General features: G+C 53.8%; 12 protein-coding genes and 1 tRNA gene. 7 read left to right on the top strand and 6 right to left on the bottom strand.

Features of this window, described 5'->3' with window-relative positions; translation table 11 throughout:
- The first annotated feature begins 160 nt into the window (after nt 1-160).
- From CpATCC19410_RS10105 to CpATCC19410_RS10090, 4 genes are read left to right on the top strand one after another with little or no spacing between them, the layout of a single operon-like run.
- Nucleotides 161-1,693, top strand: coding sequence for an ABC transporter substrate-binding protein (locus CpATCC19410_RS10105; protein ID WP_013241482.1), 1,533 nt, complete (start codon nt 161-163; stop codon nt 1,691-1,693).
- A gap of 3 nt (nt 1,694-1,696) precedes the next feature.
- On the top strand, nt 1,697-2,653 hold the full coding sequence (locus CpATCC19410_RS10100) for an ABC transporter permease (protein ID WP_014401060.1): 957 nt from the start codon (nt 1,697-1,699) through the stop codon (nt 2,651-2,653).
- Nucleotides 2,650-3,426, top strand: coding sequence for an ABC transporter permease subunit (locus CpATCC19410_RS10095; protein WP_013241484.1), 777 nt, complete (start codon nt 2,650-2,652; stop codon nt 3,424-3,426). The genes CpATCC19410_RS10100 and CpATCC19410_RS10095 overlap by 4 nt, the downstream gene beginning before the upstream one ends.
- 2 nt (nt 3,427-3,428) lie before the next feature.
- Nucleotides 3,429-4,871 carry an ABC transporter ATP-binding protein gene (locus CpATCC19410_RS10090; protein ID WP_013241485.1) on the top strand — a complete coding sequence of 481 codons (1,443 nt, stop codon included), beginning with the start codon at nt 3,429-3,431 and terminating at the stop codon, nt 4,869-4,871.
- A gap of 806 nt (nt 4,872-5,677) precedes the next feature.
- Here CpATCC19410_RS10090 and CpATCC19410_RS10080 read toward each other — a convergent pair.
- Nucleotides 5,678-5,750: transfer RNA gene (locus CpATCC19410_RS10080), tRNA-Arg, on the bottom strand.
- Nucleotides 5,751-5,922: 172 nt separating this feature from the next.
- On the opposite strand from CpATCC19410_RS10080, the gene CpATCC19410_RS10075 reads away from it, so the two are divergent.
- Nucleotides 5,923-6,201 (top strand): cg0963 family protein, encoded by a 279-nt coding sequence (locus CpATCC19410_RS10075; protein WP_013241486.1) that lies wholly within the window; start codon nt 5,923-5,925, stop codon nt 6,199-6,201.
- A gap of 6 nt (nt 6,202-6,207) precedes the next feature.
- On the top strand, nt 6,208-6,963 hold the full coding sequence (gene cobF / locus CpATCC19410_RS10070) for a precorrin-6A synthase (deacetylating) (protein ID WP_013241487.1): 756 nt from the start codon (nt 6,208-6,210) through the stop codon (nt 6,961-6,963).
- On the opposite strand, the gene CpATCC19410_RS10065 is transcribed toward cobF, so the two are convergent.
- From CpATCC19410_RS10065 to CpATCC19410_RS10050, 4 genes are all read right to left on the bottom strand, one after another.
- Nucleotides 6,960-7,214 carry a mycoredoxin gene (locus CpATCC19410_RS10065; protein WP_013241488.1) on the bottom strand — a complete coding sequence of 85 codons (255 nt, stop codon included), beginning with the start codon at nt 7,212-7,214 and terminating at the stop codon, nt 6,960-6,962. The genes cobF and CpATCC19410_RS10065 overlap by 4 nt on opposite strands.
- 18 nt (nt 7,215-7,232) lie before the next feature.
- The gene (locus CpATCC19410_RS10060; protein ID WP_013241489.1) at nt 7,233-7,760 is read right to left on the bottom strand and encodes a dihydrofolate reductase; all 528 of its coding nucleotides are present in this window, start codon (nt 7,758-7,760) and stop codon (nt 7,233-7,235) included.
- Nucleotides 7,760-8,560: a thymidylate synthase gene (locus tag CpATCC19410_RS10055; RefSeq protein WP_086591968.1), complete on the bottom strand. Its 801-nt coding sequence runs from the start codon at nt 8,558-8,560 to the stop codon at nt 7,760-7,762. The genes CpATCC19410_RS10060 and CpATCC19410_RS10055 overlap by 1 nt, the downstream gene beginning before the upstream one ends.
- Before the next feature lie 109 nt (nt 8,561-8,669).
- Nucleotides 8,670-9,428: a 3'(2'),5'-bisphosphate nucleotidase CysQ gene (locus tag CpATCC19410_RS10050; RefSeq protein ID WP_014300561.1), complete on the bottom strand. Its 759-nt coding sequence runs from the start codon at nt 9,426-9,428 to the stop codon at nt 8,670-8,672.
- A 180-nt stretch (nt 9,429-9,608) separates the two neighbouring features.
- On the opposite strand from CpATCC19410_RS10050, the gene CpATCC19410_RS10040 reads away from it, so the two are divergent.
- Nucleotides 9,609-14,630 (top strand): ATP-dependent helicase, encoded by a 5,022-nt coding sequence (locus tag CpATCC19410_RS10040; protein ID WP_014522373.1) that lies wholly within the window; start codon nt 9,609-9,611, stop codon nt 14,628-14,630.
- On the opposite strand, the gene CpATCC19410_RS10035 is transcribed toward CpATCC19410_RS10040, so the two are convergent.
- Nucleotides 14,627-15,262: a mismatch-specific DNA-glycosylase gene (locus tag CpATCC19410_RS10035; protein WP_013241493.1), complete on the bottom strand. Its 636-nt coding sequence runs from the start codon at nt 15,260-15,262 to the stop codon at nt 14,627-14,629. The genes CpATCC19410_RS10040 and CpATCC19410_RS10035 overlap by 4 nt on opposite strands.
- Nucleotides 15,263-15,302 lie beyond the last annotated feature (40 nt).

Below are 15,302 nucleotides of genomic sequence, written 5' to 3'. Positions count from 1 at the left end.
GCGTAAAGTCTTAAATGAGATTTATTTCCAACTTTGCTGGTGAGACGGGTAGATTTAGGACAGCCTTGCCAGGTCATTCTGAACATGGGAAGATGATTTCCGGTTCTTTTAAGTCAAATTAAAAATACTTGTCGTAATTTCGAAATAATCAGGGTGGAAAATGAGCAACCTTTCTCGTCGCCAGTTTTTAACCAGCGTTGCGGCGCTCGGTCTCGGTACCTTTGCTGTAGCAAGCTGCACCTCGGGCAACACCTCAGGCAATGGCTCGTCCGAGAAGACTTCGGAGGCCTCAGGAAAGGTCCTTAAGGTTGGCGCACTGGGTAAGGCTGCAAGCGCACAGCGTGACCCCTATAAACTGCTGCCAAATGATTCTGACATGCTCATTTGCTCCCTTATCTGGGAGGCTCTAACCGTCCCTGGTGAAGACAAAATTGTTGCCCCGCGTCTGATGAAGCAGTGGAAACAGCTCAATCCGATGGAGTGGGAGTTCACTATCGCTGATGGCGCAAAATTCCATGATGGTTCAGAGGTCACCCCTAAGGACGTGGTGTGGTCGCTGACTAAGATGCTTTCAGATGAGGCCAACGGCTTTAGGCTCCCCGTGGATCCCAAGTCCATCGTTGCTTCTGGCGAGCGCACCGTGCAGATGAAGACGGCGACCCCTAACAGTCAACTGCCTATGCTTGCGCGTTTGATGACCTTTGTGATGAAGGAGGGGTCCTCACCAGAAAAGCCTGTAGGATCAGGGCCATTTAAGCTGATGAGCTGGGATAACGGCTCTGCAAAGCTGCAGCGTTTCGACGACTACCATGGCACGGTTGCCGGCTTTGAGGAAGTCCACGTGGTTCCTTTTGAAGACACCACAGCGATGACTAATGCATTGCTTGCTGGGCAAATTGATCTTGCTCAAGCCGTAGGGCCTATTGCAGCACGGTCTGCGGAAAACAACGCAAATGTGCAGATTATTAAGCGCTCCCATGACTCCGTAATCCCACTGATTATGCGCACCTCTGACGGTCCCTTTGCTGATCCGAAAGTCCGTGAAGCGCTGCGGTTGGGTGTTGACCGTGAGCAGGTAGTACAGCGAGCATTATCGGGATACGGCACTGTTGCGTATGACATTCTGGGTACCGGTGACCCTAATATTGATTCTTCCCTGATGCGCCACCGTGACGTAGAAAAAGCAAAGCAACTGCTAGCTCAAGCCCACTTTGATACCTCTAAAACATATGATCTTTTTGTTACTCCAGAGGCGCCTGGTCAAGTTGAAGCTATGAAAGTTATTGCTGAACAACTGGGTGAGATAGGCGTGCAGATTAAAGTGGTGCAGCAGGAATCTGGCCAATTTTATGACAACACCTGGACTAAAGCGGACCTATACTGCGGCTACTGGGGAACCAATGATTCAGTGCTCTTCTTCGCTGGAAAAGTGCTCAACGGTGCAGCTAAATCAAACGAGTCCAACTTCCATGATGCTGAGTTCGATGCGGTTTATGCTGAATTGCTGGCGTCTACCGATCAATCAAAGATTGATCAGCTCAGCAAAAAACTCCAAAAGATTGAATTCGAGCGTGGTGGTTACCTGGTATGGGGAGCCTCAGACGGCGTGGATATTGCGGCCAAGGGCCTATCCGGTTTGCCTAAAGCTCCCGGCTATGGACGTGTTCTCCTAGAAACCGTAAAGAAGGCTTAAAGCGTGCCAAAAGCAGTTTCCCGTGCTTGTGACTGGCTTTTCCCACGGCTCGCTATTCGCGCGGGTGCATTGCTCGTGGTTTTAGGTCTTGTCTTTTTTGCTATCGATCAACTTCCAGGTAATGCGGCTGCTGCCCTCCTGGGCGCAAACCGTACTCCTGAGGCTATCGCTAGCCTTGAGCAAAGTCTGGGGCTGGATCGGCCCCCCGCGACAAGATTTTTGTACTGGCTAGGGCATGCCCTGACTGGTGATTTCGGGGTATCCGTTCATGGCAGACCTATTGTTGAGCTCTTGGCCACGGCTTTGCCGGTAACCATAACCACAACGGGAATTGCTTTTATCCTCACCGCGGTCTTATCGATTCTCACTTCTATCTGGTGGGTTCAGAGGTCACCGCGGTCGGGGATGTCTCGCACACTAGAGTGGGCGTCGACAAGCATCATTGCGCTCCCAGAATTTGTGATCGGTGTCTTTTTGGTGGCAGTGTTTGCGCTAGGGCTGGGCGTGCTGCCGGCCGTGACGATTATCGACGGCGGTCTACCCAGCTCGACGACCATGTACATATTACCCGTGCTAGCACTTGTAATACCCCAGGTAGCATGGAATTCCAGAGTGTTACGCGCAGCGCTTATCGACGCCACCGCCACTCGACCCGTACAAAGTGCCATGCTTGCTGGTGTCACGGGCACAAGCCTGTTACGACGGCACGTATTACCGCTGGCAATCCCTAGTTTTGCTACCTCAATGGCAACATCGGCGGGCGTTTTAATTGCTGGCACAGTCTCAGTAGAGGCACTCTTTAATCATCCGGGTGTGGGATTACTCGTTGCCACTGCAGTTTCTCAGCGCGATGTTTCTGTGCTTCTTGCAGTCCTTGCGGCTACTGGTGCGCTTATTCTCCTCCTACTGACGATGGCGGATATTCTCAAAATCGTGTGCACCCCGAAAGTGAATGTATGACACGAAAAATATTTGCGCTGCTTGTATTAGCTATATCTATATGTGGGCCGTTGGTTGCCCAGCTTTTTCAGCTTCCCACTCCAAATGCGGCGGCGGGACTGCCTTTTGATACAGCAGGAAACGGCGCATTGCTGGGTACTGATCATCTAGGACGTAGCGTAGTTAGCGCTGTATTACACGGAGGGCAAGCGCTTATCCTCACGGCCTTGGCAGCGGGCACGTTAACCACTGTGGTGGGAGCCATCGTGGGATGTTTTGGCGTCTTAAGGCCAAAAATGGGATTTGTTGTAGAGACCTGCGCCGACGCTACGATACTCGTTCCGGCCGTTATAGTATTGCTCCTTGTTTCTGTGCTCTATCCGAATTCTGGCCTCTGGCTTTTAGTGGTAGTAGCCGTGGCAGTTGGCTCACCTTACGCCGCGCGAGTGATCGCTGCTGCGGCGTACCCGGTAGCTCATTCTGGTTATGTCCAAGCTGCGCGTAATGCGGGGGCTTCCGATATCTCCGTGATTATGCGCGACATCCTCCCCAACATATCTACAGTTTTGCGTTCAGTATGGGGGCTGAGAGTTGTGGAGGCGTTGCACTTATTGGCTGTAGCAAGTTTCCTTGGCGTTGGCGCCAAGCTGGGCGAGTTTGCATGGTCCGCGATGGTGCGTGACAATGCCGGGGGCATCACGCTCAATCCCCTTGCCGTACTGGCCCCGGCGGCAATGCTTGCAGTGGCGTCTATCGCGGTTATGGCTTTAATAAAGCAGAAGGAGGCCCGGTGACAATGAAAACAAGCGGTCCTCTTATCCAAGCAGACATTAAGGTGACGCTGGGCGCTATCGAGCTCGTTCCTGCCACTGTGGTACAGGCTCAAGCTGGCAGCATCACAGCACTCATTGGCCCTAGCGGATGTGGAAAGACCACTCTCTTGCTTGCTTTGATCGGTGAAGTGCCAGCCGGATCTACGGTGACTGGAAAGCTTTCTGTATGCGGAGTCGATCCCATAAGCCTAAGGGCTGCTGAACTTGCGCGCTTTCGCCGTGAACAAGTTGCCTTTGTCGGACAAGACCCAGGTGCAGAGCTTCCGCCACTTATGACGGTCCATACGATGCTTACCGAGCTGGCCCCCACAGCGGATGTACCAGGGCTTCTGCACAGCGTGGGCTTGACCGTGGATACTGCCGCAAAGCGCCTGCATCAGCTTTCCGGCGGACAACAGCGGCGGGTAGCCTTAGCCCGCGCCCTCTCTAGGAACCCCCGCGTCATCGCGCTAGATGAGCCTTTTGCCGGCCTCGATCCGGTGACAGCCAAGACCATCGCGTCCCTCCTACGCAGCGTGGCAGACTCAGGGGTTGCCATCATTATTACAGGTCACAGACTTGGGGTTTTCCCAGATCTGTTGGATGCCCATGTTTGTGTCGGTGACACGGACGCCGACAATGCTGAACTGGCGGCGGATCAGGGACGGAAACCGCAGGCGACTTTGGGAACCCAAGGCGCTGCGGCAGATAATGAGCCGTTAGGGGAGGAAACGGCGTTATGCATGCAGGCATCTGGCCTGAGTTACGCAACGGACGAGGGGACTCCTCTTTTTTCAGATCTATCCTTTGCCGTTGTTCCTGGGCGCATCCTGGCGATTATGGGGGCCTCTGGCAGCGGAAAATCTACGCTGTTGAGATGTCTGGCAGGAAGTAACCTTCAAGGCGTAGGGGTAGTGGAATGCCATGGTGCACGTCGTGAGGCTTCTATGCCATGGCCGCGAACGCATGCGAAAAAATTACAAATAATTCCTCAAGACCCGGCATCCACTCTTAATCCCAAAATGCGAGTCATTGACGCTGTCGCCCGTGCTGTGCGTGACGCACATACGCAGAAGAGAAGGCTAAAGAAGATCGGGAAACGGCGGACGATCGGACGCCAAGAGGCTGTGCGACAGGCATTAGAGCTACTGGAACGCGTAGGTATATCCAAGGAACTTGCTTACCGGTTGCCTTCGGGGCTTTCTGGCGGGCAACGACAACGGGTTGCGATTGCCCGCGCCCTAGCCACGCAACCGATAGTTCTCCTATGTGACGAGATAACCTCTGCTCTTGATCCAGAATCTGCGGCGCGTGTGATGGCGGTGCTCCATGACTTGTGTCGCAGCGGGATCGGAGTCATTTTTGTTACCCACGATCAAGAACTCGTAGAAGAACATTGTGAAGAAAACAGCAGAGTTTTCCTCTGATGGTTGCTTTATTGTCGTTTTTGAGAACTGCTAGAGAGCAGCGGCCCAAAAAATGGGTGGGGATTTCTAGCGTTTTTAATTTAAGGGGGGGCGGGGTGGGGCGCCGCAGCCTGCATTTCCATAGACAAAAGGGGATTTTGAGGCATGATGTGAGGACTTTGTCTATGGAAAAGCAGGCTTGAGGGAGAGAAAGCGGCCGTGTTTTTGTTGTGAGTACTGCGAAGGGGAGTGCCGCAAGGCTGTATGCAATGACACGAGAGGCCCCCCAACCTTGGCCTCTCTTTTATCTATTGTTTCTTGAGCTTGTAGTCAAGTGTAAGCTTTGCAGTTTCGTATTCGCCGGTTTAGGCACTGATAGTGATGCAGTAGTTATAGTTCTTTGTCTTATGCGCAAGGCGGCAATCAAGCACATAAATTGAGGCCAACGCGAAAAACATGTAATAACAGCCGGGTATAACCACCATTGTGACCCACCTTGCTCAACGGGACGATTTCAATTTCCAGAATCTAGTTTCACCGGCTCATATGACTTTCATTTCAGTATCCCTCACCAAAGAACAGTCCACATTGATACTAGTAGAGGCTGATTTTAGGCTAGGAGGACTTCATTCCATGCTTACGCGGTGTGTAAATACAATGATTTAGGCTGCAGAAAAGTAGTCCGAATTCGGTGCTGGCGACCTGGGTTTTGTGGCTTATCTTTGACGGAGAGCCATGCAAACCCACAGGAAACGAGAGACAACCACAGGAAAAATAAGAAAAACCCCGATAACCTGCAAAAACGCTAGTTAACGGGGAGAGAAAAGTGCCCCAGAGAGGAATCGAACCTCCGACACCGGCTTTAGGAGAGCCGTGCTCTATCCACTGAGCTACTAGGGCGCAAGGCATCCGCTCACTTATGAGCTAAGAGCCTCCGGGAAAAGGATACCGCACATGACTGGGAAGTTAAGAATTGGCTGGTGCGGGGAAGCGAAAAGCTTCCCGTAATCGCACTTTGCCCTCTATGCTGGAAACAGTTGCTCGTTGAGAGAATCAAAGTGTGGAGGAAAACATGGCTGACAAACACCCTATTTTTCACGACGTTGAGCGTCGTCCCGTTATCGCGACTGTGGTTGAGGAGAACGGAACTGCTGTTCTTGCTCTAGATGAGGCCGCAGAGGACGGAAGCAGCCGCCGGATTTTAACGCTTAATAAATTTGATGCTAAGCAGCTTTCTGCAGTGTGCGATCGCTATCTGCACCAGCAGAATTCCATAGATTATGCCAACGTGAACACTCTTCTCACAGAGGTTGATCGCGCTGCTTTGTACGATGATGAGGATGACGAATAAACAACTGTGCGCACGATACTTGTTATAGGAATAGGTGCAGGTAGCCCCGAGTTCTTGACCCTACAAGCAATCTCGGGGCTGCGTCGTGCTCAAGCAGTGGTGGCGCTGGACAAAGGGGAGACCAAATCGGACCTACTGGCTCTGCGCCAGGGGATCGTGGATACACACGCGCCAGGGACACCAATTGTGGCAGTGACTGACCCGGAACGGGACAGAGCTCCCAAGGACTATGACGCAGAAGTGCTGCGTTGGCACAAAGAACGCGCGAACCTGCTTGCAGAAGCGATCCGGGGGGCCTCCTCAGAAGACGGAACCGTGGCCTTTCTTGTATGGGGAGACCCCTCACTCTACGACTCTACGCTGCGGATCATCGATCATATGAGGGAGTTAGAGGGGCTTGAGTGCGCTGTAGAAGTGATCCCGGGGATCACGGCGGTGCAGGTTCTCACTGCGGCGCATGGAATTTTACTTAATCGCATCGGTGAGGCCATTCATATAACCACGGGACGTAATCTTGCCTCTACGTCGGAAAAGGATCGTCGTAATTGCGTGGTCATGCTTGACGGAAACTCCGCATGGATGGACGTTGCCACTGAGCACACCTACATGTGGTGGGGAGCCTTCCTGGGTACTCCGCAGCAGATCATTCGGGAAGGATATGTCAAAGAGATCGGCGCGCAGGTTGCCGAGTTGAAGCAAACGCTGCGCGCCGAACACGGGTGGATTATGGATACCTATCTGCTCCGTGAAATGACGGATTAAGCGGTGAGTTCCTCTAGCTTGCGACGAACATCGGAAGCTGGAGGATTGGTCGCGGTGCTTCCATCTGAGTACTTGACGGTGGGGACGATGCGGTTGCCGTTATTAACGGATTTGACCCACTCAGAGGCCTGATCATCGGCCTCTACATCCACAAGCACGAACGGAGTATTGGTGCGATTAAGGGCACTGATGAGCCGCTGGCAGAAGGGGCACCAGTCGGCAGCGTAGACAGTTACGTGTTGTTCTTTCATTCCACCATCATGGCTGGTTTAGGCAGTGCGTCGCAAACTTTGGAATTTGTAGCGCAGTGGTTGTGAGGAGGCCGAGTCCTGGTATTCTCGGTGCAGTTTTCCGCTTATCGACGCCATCCACTCAGTTTCCGATACGATCTCAAACTCGGAGCCAAGCGCAGGAGCGGAAACCGCGGATTCGCCGAGGACGTCGAGAAGCTCAACGTCCACGATAGTGCGCACTACCTCCTTAACCTTTGGTAGCGTCGCATCATAAATTTGTCCGCCTCCCATGATCCACGCGCCTGTTACATCGGGTAACGTGCTCACCACGCAAGCACCGGTACTCCACGGGCCGGCTGCTGAGCGGGACAGCACATAGTTTTGGCGCCCAGGAAGAGGCCGAAAAGTTGGGGGCAGCGATTCCCACGTCTTGCGTCCCATGATCACTGGGCAGCCCAGAGTGGTCTTTTTAAAGTGGGCGAGATCCTCGGGCAGATGCCAGGGCATATCGCTTCCATTGCCAATGACCCCGTCGCGGGATTGTGCCCAAATTGCCCGCAACATTAGACCGCGACCTCAGCGCGAATTGCTGGATGCGGGTCATAGCCGATGACCTGGAAGTCTGCAAAGTCATAGGAGAATAGGTCCTTTGCCTTGGCTAGCTCTAACTGTGGGTAGGGGCGAGGCTCCCGGGAGAGCTGAATTTCCACTTGTTCGCGGTGGTTATCGTAGATATGGCAATCCCCACCGGTCCAGATGAACTCACCGACCTCCAGGCCTGCCTGCTGAGCAAACATATGCGTGAGCGCTGAGTAGGAGGCGATGTTGAATGGTACCCCTAGGAACATGTCAGCGCTGCGCTGATACAGCTGGCAACTAAGTTTTCCATCTGCAACGTAGAGCTGGAACAAGAGATGGCAGGGAGGAAGCGCCATATTGTCTAACTCGGCAACGTTCCATGCTGAAACAATGTTGCGACGAGAGTCTGGATTGTTTTTAAGCATGTCTAAAGCGCCGCTAATCTGATCGACGTGGGCGCCATGGGGCGTAGGCCAGCTGCGCCACTGCACGCCATAGATCGGTCCTAGCTCACCGTCTTCGGATGCCCATTCATCCCAAATATGGATGTTATTGTCCTGCAACCATGTGATGTTTGATGAGCCCTGCAGGAACCACAAGAGTTCACCCACAACGCCCCTCCAATAAACCTTCTTTGTAGTGATCAGAGGGAAAGACTCACTCAAATCAAAGCGCATTTGCTGCGCAAAAAGGCTCGTGGTTCCGGTGCCGGTGCGGTCGTCCTTGTGAGATCCTTCGGAAAGAATTTTGCGCAGGAGGTCCTCGTAGGGTGTGGAGATCATGATGCCTGATCCTAGTCCACTTACAGTTATTATGGGACCTCCCAGGAGCAAGCATAGGAAAACCCACTCGAAAATAATCCGAGTGGGGAGCTAAAACGGGAACTAAAGAGAATTAGTACGAGCCGTTTTCCTCGCGGAAGGCGGCCACCATGGAAAGGATATCGTCGGCAAGCTCGGGACGGCAGACAAGAAGATCCGGAAGATAGGTGTCTTTGTTGTTATAAGTCAGCGGGGAGCCATCGAGACGCGAGCAGTGCAGTCCAGCCGCTAGGCTGACACCAACGGGAGCTGCGGAGTCCCACTCATATTGGCCGCCAGCATGGATGTAGGCATCATAGTCGCCGAGAAGCACGTGCATGGCTTTCGCTCCGGCAGAACCGAGAGGCTCAGCAGTAAAACTTAGTTTTTCAGCGACGTGGTTGGCTACAGCGGGAGGACGGTTGTGAGAGACCGCGATCTTCTTGGCATAAGGGCCGCGTACTGCACGAACTTCAGAGGTATGGAACACAACCCCCAAGTCGGGAAGGTTAACTGCGGCGTGGGTCGGCGTTCCGTCTTCCACCAAAGCGATGTGTACAGCCCAGTCTTGGCGCCCTGTGGCAAACTCTTTGGTGCCGTCAAGCGGATCAATAATCCAGACACGATCTTTTCCTAGGCGTTCTGGGTTATCTGCGGCTTCTTCAGAAAGGAATCCATCATCGGGTCGGTGTTGTTCCAGCACACGTGCAATCCAGTTCTGTGCCAGATCATCTCCGGCGTCGCCTAGTTCACGCCCGCGTAAAAGACCTACGTTTCTTACCCCTTTGAGGATTTCGCCCGTTCCCTGGGCAAGTCGCTTGGTTAGGGTCGCGTCGTCAAAGTGAGCAGTCATGACTCTAAAGTTTAATGGAGCACGGGCGTTTCGCACTACTAGACCGTCAGCGTATCGATTTTGTGAGTTTTTCATTGTGTTTTGTTTACAGCGACAAGAAAATCCATTGGGAAACAACCACATCAAACCACCACACCATAATGCCGTCGTATTTCTCCCATGCGGTGTTAAATAGGGGGCATGTCGTCGGATGAACACCACGAGCAACCACGGTCTTATCAGCTACAGACGTCTTATGCCGCCGCTTATCCGGGCTCAGCCCGCCCAAGCTCAGCCCATCAGGACTCCGCCTGTGGCTTTGCCCGCGGCGGATCTGCGGAACAAGCGTCGGTGCTGTCGCGTTTTAACCCTCAGATAGCAACATGGTTTGCGGAGGTTTTTGCAGAACCTACACCTGTGCAAAAGGCTGCGTGGGAAAAGATTTCATTGGGCGGAAACACCCTCATCGTTGCCCCGACTGGATCTGGTAAAACACTCGCCGCTTTCTTGTGGGCAATCAATGGTTTGAGCGTAGCAAGTGGTCAAACCGTGGCTTTTCCAGCTCCTAAAAACAAGCCTTTAGCTGGTAAAGAGACAAACCAAGGCGTCAAGGTGCTGTATATATCACCACTGAAGGCGCTGGGTGTGGACGTAGAAAACAATCTTCGTGCACCATTGACGGGCATCAACCACGTAGCTGCTCGTTTAGGACTGGAATATTCCGACATCAGTGTGGCAGTCCGTTCCGGGGATACCCCGGCGGCAGAACGGGCTAGACAGGTGAGAAAACCTCCAGACATTTTGATCACCACACCCGAGTCCGCGTATCTCATGCTGACGTCTAAAGCGGGAGCGATTCTTAAAAATGTTGAGACCGTCATCGTGGATGAGATTCATGCGGTGGCTGGAACAAAACGGGGAGCCCATCTTTCCCTAACATTAGAACGACTGGAACGGCTGGCAGGTCGTACTATTCAACGGGTGGGGTTATCGGCAACAGCGCGCCCGATCGACGCCGTAGCGCACTTTTTAGCGGGGGACCGCCCCGTAGACATTGTAAATCCACGCATAGACAAGCAGTGGGAGCTTAGCGTTAGGGTGCCTGTTGCAGACATGAGCGATGGGACCACCACGCGGTCTGATTCCACCGCCGGGGAAGCTACGTACAACGGCGCACACAACCTCGGATCAGTGCTATCTGATCTACCTGATACGGAGCTTTTATCAGAATCTGCCCTTCCTACGCAGGGGTCGATATGGCCGTTTATTGAGGAACGCGTTTATCACGACGTGATGACGCATCGCTCTACGTTAATCTTTGTGAATTCTAGGAGGACTGCGGAACGGCTCACTAGCCGTCTCAATGAGATTTACGCAGAAGAACACGACCCAGAATCGCTCTCCCCGCAGCTACGCAGAACACCCGCGCAGCTGATGAAGGCTAGTGACGTGGCAGGATTAGCTCCCACGGTTATTGCGAGAGCACACCACGGTTCCGTCTCTAAAGATGAGCGAGCAGAGACAGAAAGGATGCTCAAAGAGGGGAGTCTCCGGGCCGTAGTAGCCACCAGTTCCCTTGAACTTGGTATCGATATGGGTGCCGTAGAACTCGTTGTTCAGGTGGAGTCCCCGCCTTCAGTTGCCTCAGGGCTACAGCGGGTGGGGCGTGCCGGCCACATGGTGGGTGCGCTTTCTAAAGGCGTCTTTTATCCGAAGCATCGTGCTGACTTAATCCAAACTGCCGTGGTTGTGGGGCGCATGGATGAAGGCGCGATCGAGGAATTGAAGGTACCCAGGAACGCACTCGATGTGTTATTGCAGCAAACCGTAGCAGCGGTATCCGTGGAAGACCTTGACGTAGAAGAGTGGTATGCCACTGTTGTGCGCGCGTATCCCTATCGGGATTTATCACGATCGGTATTTGATGCAGTCATTGATTTAGCAAGTGGGGTGTATCCCTCGACAGATTTTGCTGAGCTGAGGCCACGCGTGGTGTTTGACCGGATCACCGGCAGGCTGACTGCTCGACCTGGAGCCCAGCGGGTAGCAGTAACAAGCGGCGGAACTATTCCCGATCGCGGCATGTTTGGTGTCTTTTTAGCAGTTCAGACGGGTACAGGCTCGGTCCCCAGGCGAGTGGGGGAACTCGACGAGGAGATGGTATATGAGTCACGCGTAGGCGACGTGTTTACGCTTGGTGCCTCTAGCTGGAGGATCGAAGAGATTACTCGAGACCAGGTGCTGGTGATTCCCGCGCCGGGGCACACGGGAAGGCTTCCTTTTTGGACGGGTGATCAGGTCGGGCGCCTCGCAGAATTAGGTAAAGCTCTAGGAGAGTTCCGCCGTAGGACTTTGGCGCGTTGTCAATCTTTAGAAGACAACGCGAAGGAGAATCATGGTGGTGATCTCTTAGAACTGGAAGAACTCGGTCTCGATGCATTCGCTCGCCAGAATCTCGTGCAGTTTTTACACGACCAACAGGAAGCTACGGGGATAGTCCCCGATGAAAAAACATTGGTTTTAGAGCGGTTTCATGATGAGCTCGGCGATTGGAGAATAGTCTTGCACACTCCTTATGGCAGGGGAGTTAACGCTGCATGGGCACTTGCAGTGGGAGCAAGAATATCTGAACGCACGGGCATAGACGCTCAGGCGGTGGCCTCCGATGACGGTATCGTATTGCGTCTTCCAGAATCCGACGAGGAGCCGGGAGCTGATCTGTTTATGATCGACCCGGATGATATTGAGGCACTAGTGGCCGAACAAGTGGGAAACTCCGCGCTGTTTGCTTCCAGGTTCCGTGAATGCGCTGCTCGCGCTTTGTTACTGCCGCGACGTGACCCCGGCAAGCGCGCCCCTTTATGGCAACAACGCCAGCGCGCTGCGCAGCTTCTCGACGTCGCCCGTAAATACCCATCCTTCCCCATAATTTTGGAGACCGTCCGAGAATGCCTCCAGGACGTGTATGACCTGCCAGCTTTGGTCGAGCTCTTGCAAGAAATCAAGCAACGGCGGATACGAATCGCGGAGGTTGTTACATCTCAACCCAGCCCATTCGCTGCCTCCATACTTTTTAGCTACACGGGTGCCTTTATGTATGAGGGAGACAGTCCTCTCGCAGAAAAGCGTGCTGCTGCTTTATCCCTAGACCCCGCGCTGCTCGCAAGTCTTCTAGGGACCGTGGAATTACGTGATCTTTTAGATCCAGAAATCATCGCGGAAGTACATGACACCATGCAACGCAAAGCCCCTCACCGCAGGGCGAAGACCACAGAAGAACTCGTTGACGCTCTTCGCGTTTTAGGCCCTGTGCCGTTGAGCGATCTCCCGGCGATTACGGAACCTCCGATGAATCGGGAGCAGGTTATGGCTCAGCTGCGCGGGCGAGTGATGGAAGTGCGGATAGCGGGAGTCTCGCATCTCGCGCAAACGTTGGATGCGCCACTACTGAGAGACGCGTTAGGCATACCCATTCCTCCGGGAGTTGCTGCTCAGGTGGAGACGATCACTGATGCCCTGGAGCAACTCGTCTCACGGTGGGTGCGGGTGCGAGGTCCTTTTACCCTCATGGATGTGCAGCATTCCTTTGGATTGGCTGCGGGGATCGCCCATGGGGTCGTCGAGAAGCTATGCGCACAATCCAAGCTCGTAGCGGGGCGTTTTAGACAAGATAGCGACGTACAAGAATATGTGGCTACTGAGGTCTTAAAAATCATAAGGGCCCGATCCCTGGCTGCGGTGAGAGAGCAAACTCAGCCGGTGAGTCATGCCGCATTCGGGCGCTTCCTGCCTGAATGGCAGCACGTTGCGTCAGTAGGAGAGACGCCCGAGCTCGCCGGTCCTGATGGAGTATTTAACGTTGTAGAGCAACTAGCAGGCGTGCGTTTGCCGGCTTCTGCGTGGGAAACATTGGTGTTGCCTCAACGGGTCCGGAATTATTCGCCGCTAGACCTTGACGAGCTCACAAATAATGGCGAGGTGATTGTTGTCGGGGCAGGACGCGCCGGCGCGCATGACCCGTGGGTGATGCTTCTCCCGACCGATTACGCGGCAGAGTTGATTCCTCACGTGGATATAGAGACATTATCCGAAACCCAGCAAAAAATTATGGCTGTGCTTTCTCGCGGTGGCGGCTTTCTTTTTAGCGATATTTACCGAGAAACTGTGTCAGAACATGAAACTTCCCCGGAACAATCGTTTGTGCCAGAGCTTGGTTCTGCGTTGTGGGATCTTTTTGAGGCAGGGCTAGTCAGCCCGGATGGGTTCGCGCCGATTCGTGCGCGGCTCGCGGCGCATTCGGGGACCAAGACCGCACATAGAACCTCACGGCGTCCCAACCGCAGCAGAATACGGATGGGACGCACGAGTTTTGCGCATAGTCACAGATTGGCACAACCACCGGACGTAATAGGACGCTGGGCAACAACAGCGGCAGCAGAGGACAACGCTACCGCTAGGTCAGTCGCGCATGGGGAGGCGTGGTTAGACAGATATGGTGTGGTTACCCGAGGCGCCGTTGTATCAGAGGACGTTGTTGGCGGTTTTGCCCTCGCCTACAAGGTGCTTTCTGGTTTTGAGGAATCCGGTAAAGCCCTACGCGGCTACCTTATTGAGGGGTTGGGGGCCGCTCAGTTTTCCACATCAGCGGTAATCGACAGACTTCGGGGGCTAGCAGATACTCCCGATATTGCTGGTTGGCCTTCTGGGGCGAGTTCACCACGCGTATACGTGCTGGCTGCTGCGGATCCCGCTAACCCCTATGGGGCGGCGCTACCGTGGCCGGAACCAGGGCCAACGCGGGCAGCTGGTGCTGTTGTTGTGCTTATCGACGGCCTCCTCGCCGCGCACCTTACACGAGGCGGAAGAAACCTCACGTTGTTTTCACCGCCTACGGGAGTTGAACAACAAGAATTCTTAGGTATCGTTCTTGGCGCGCTTGCAGAATCCGTGCTAACAGGAAAGATTCAGCCGTTGATTGTAGAAAAAATAAACGGAGTGGCGGTATTGCGTTCGCCCGAATTAGAGATGTTAAGAATCTTAGGCGTTGGGATAACACCCCGTGGGGCACGGATATCAGGAGACTTGAGTAACCAAGGCCAAGCACGTAGGGGACGCAGCCTTTCATCCGCATTGGACTCGTTGTCTTCCTTAGAATCAGAGCCTGGGAGTGGACAGCACAAAAAGCCTCCGCATCGTGGTTTTAGGTCTGGTGGATACCGCTAACAGTGCGATTGTTGCGGGGGAATAGTGGAATCCCACACCGCTCGCCATTTAGCGGCAAGTGAGTCGATTGTTTCATGGGCGTTAAGCCCGCTCGGTTGAGGGACAACCCACAAAGAGACGTCTTCGGGCCACCCCTTAATCGAGTTAGTGTCTTGCAGACCTAACACTGCCTTTTTCATTTCAAAAGCTATACGAAAGGCCGTGATACCGGCTACTGCCACAGCCTGTGGTCGTAGCTCACTCGCCAAGCCTACGACTCGGTGGGCGCCGGCCATCAACTCGTCTTTTTCTAATTCATCTGCTCGAGCAGTGGCACGGGAGACCAAATTGGTCATAGCGATACCTTGCTCATAGAGGATGAGCTCCTGGGCATCGCTCATCCCCTCGGATACTTCGAATACCGGAGATACAATGCCGGCTCTGTCTAGGGAAGGCCAGAATCTATTACCCGGATAGGCAAAAGGGGCGTTGACCGCTGCAGTCCACAGGCCCGGATTGACTCCCACGATCAGCAATCGGAGAGCGCTGCCGGGAGGAGGAAACCTGTCCGATACCGTTTTGTTTTTAAAATTGACGAGCTCCGCGCGCGTAGGTCGACGACCCCCGAGGGGAGAAGGGTGTGCAGTACTCATGCTTTCCGTTGTACCTGATAGTTACTCATACGGTTGAACG

The sequence above is a fragment of the Corynebacterium pseudotuberculosis genome (genome assembly GCF_002155265.1).
GTDB classification, from domain to species: domain Bacteria; phylum Actinomycetota; class Actinomycetes; order Mycobacteriales; family Mycobacteriaceae; genus Corynebacterium; species Corynebacterium pseudotuberculosis.
Note: the sequence above shows the minus strand (reverse complement) of the source record. Positions and strands in the feature narration are given on the sequence as shown.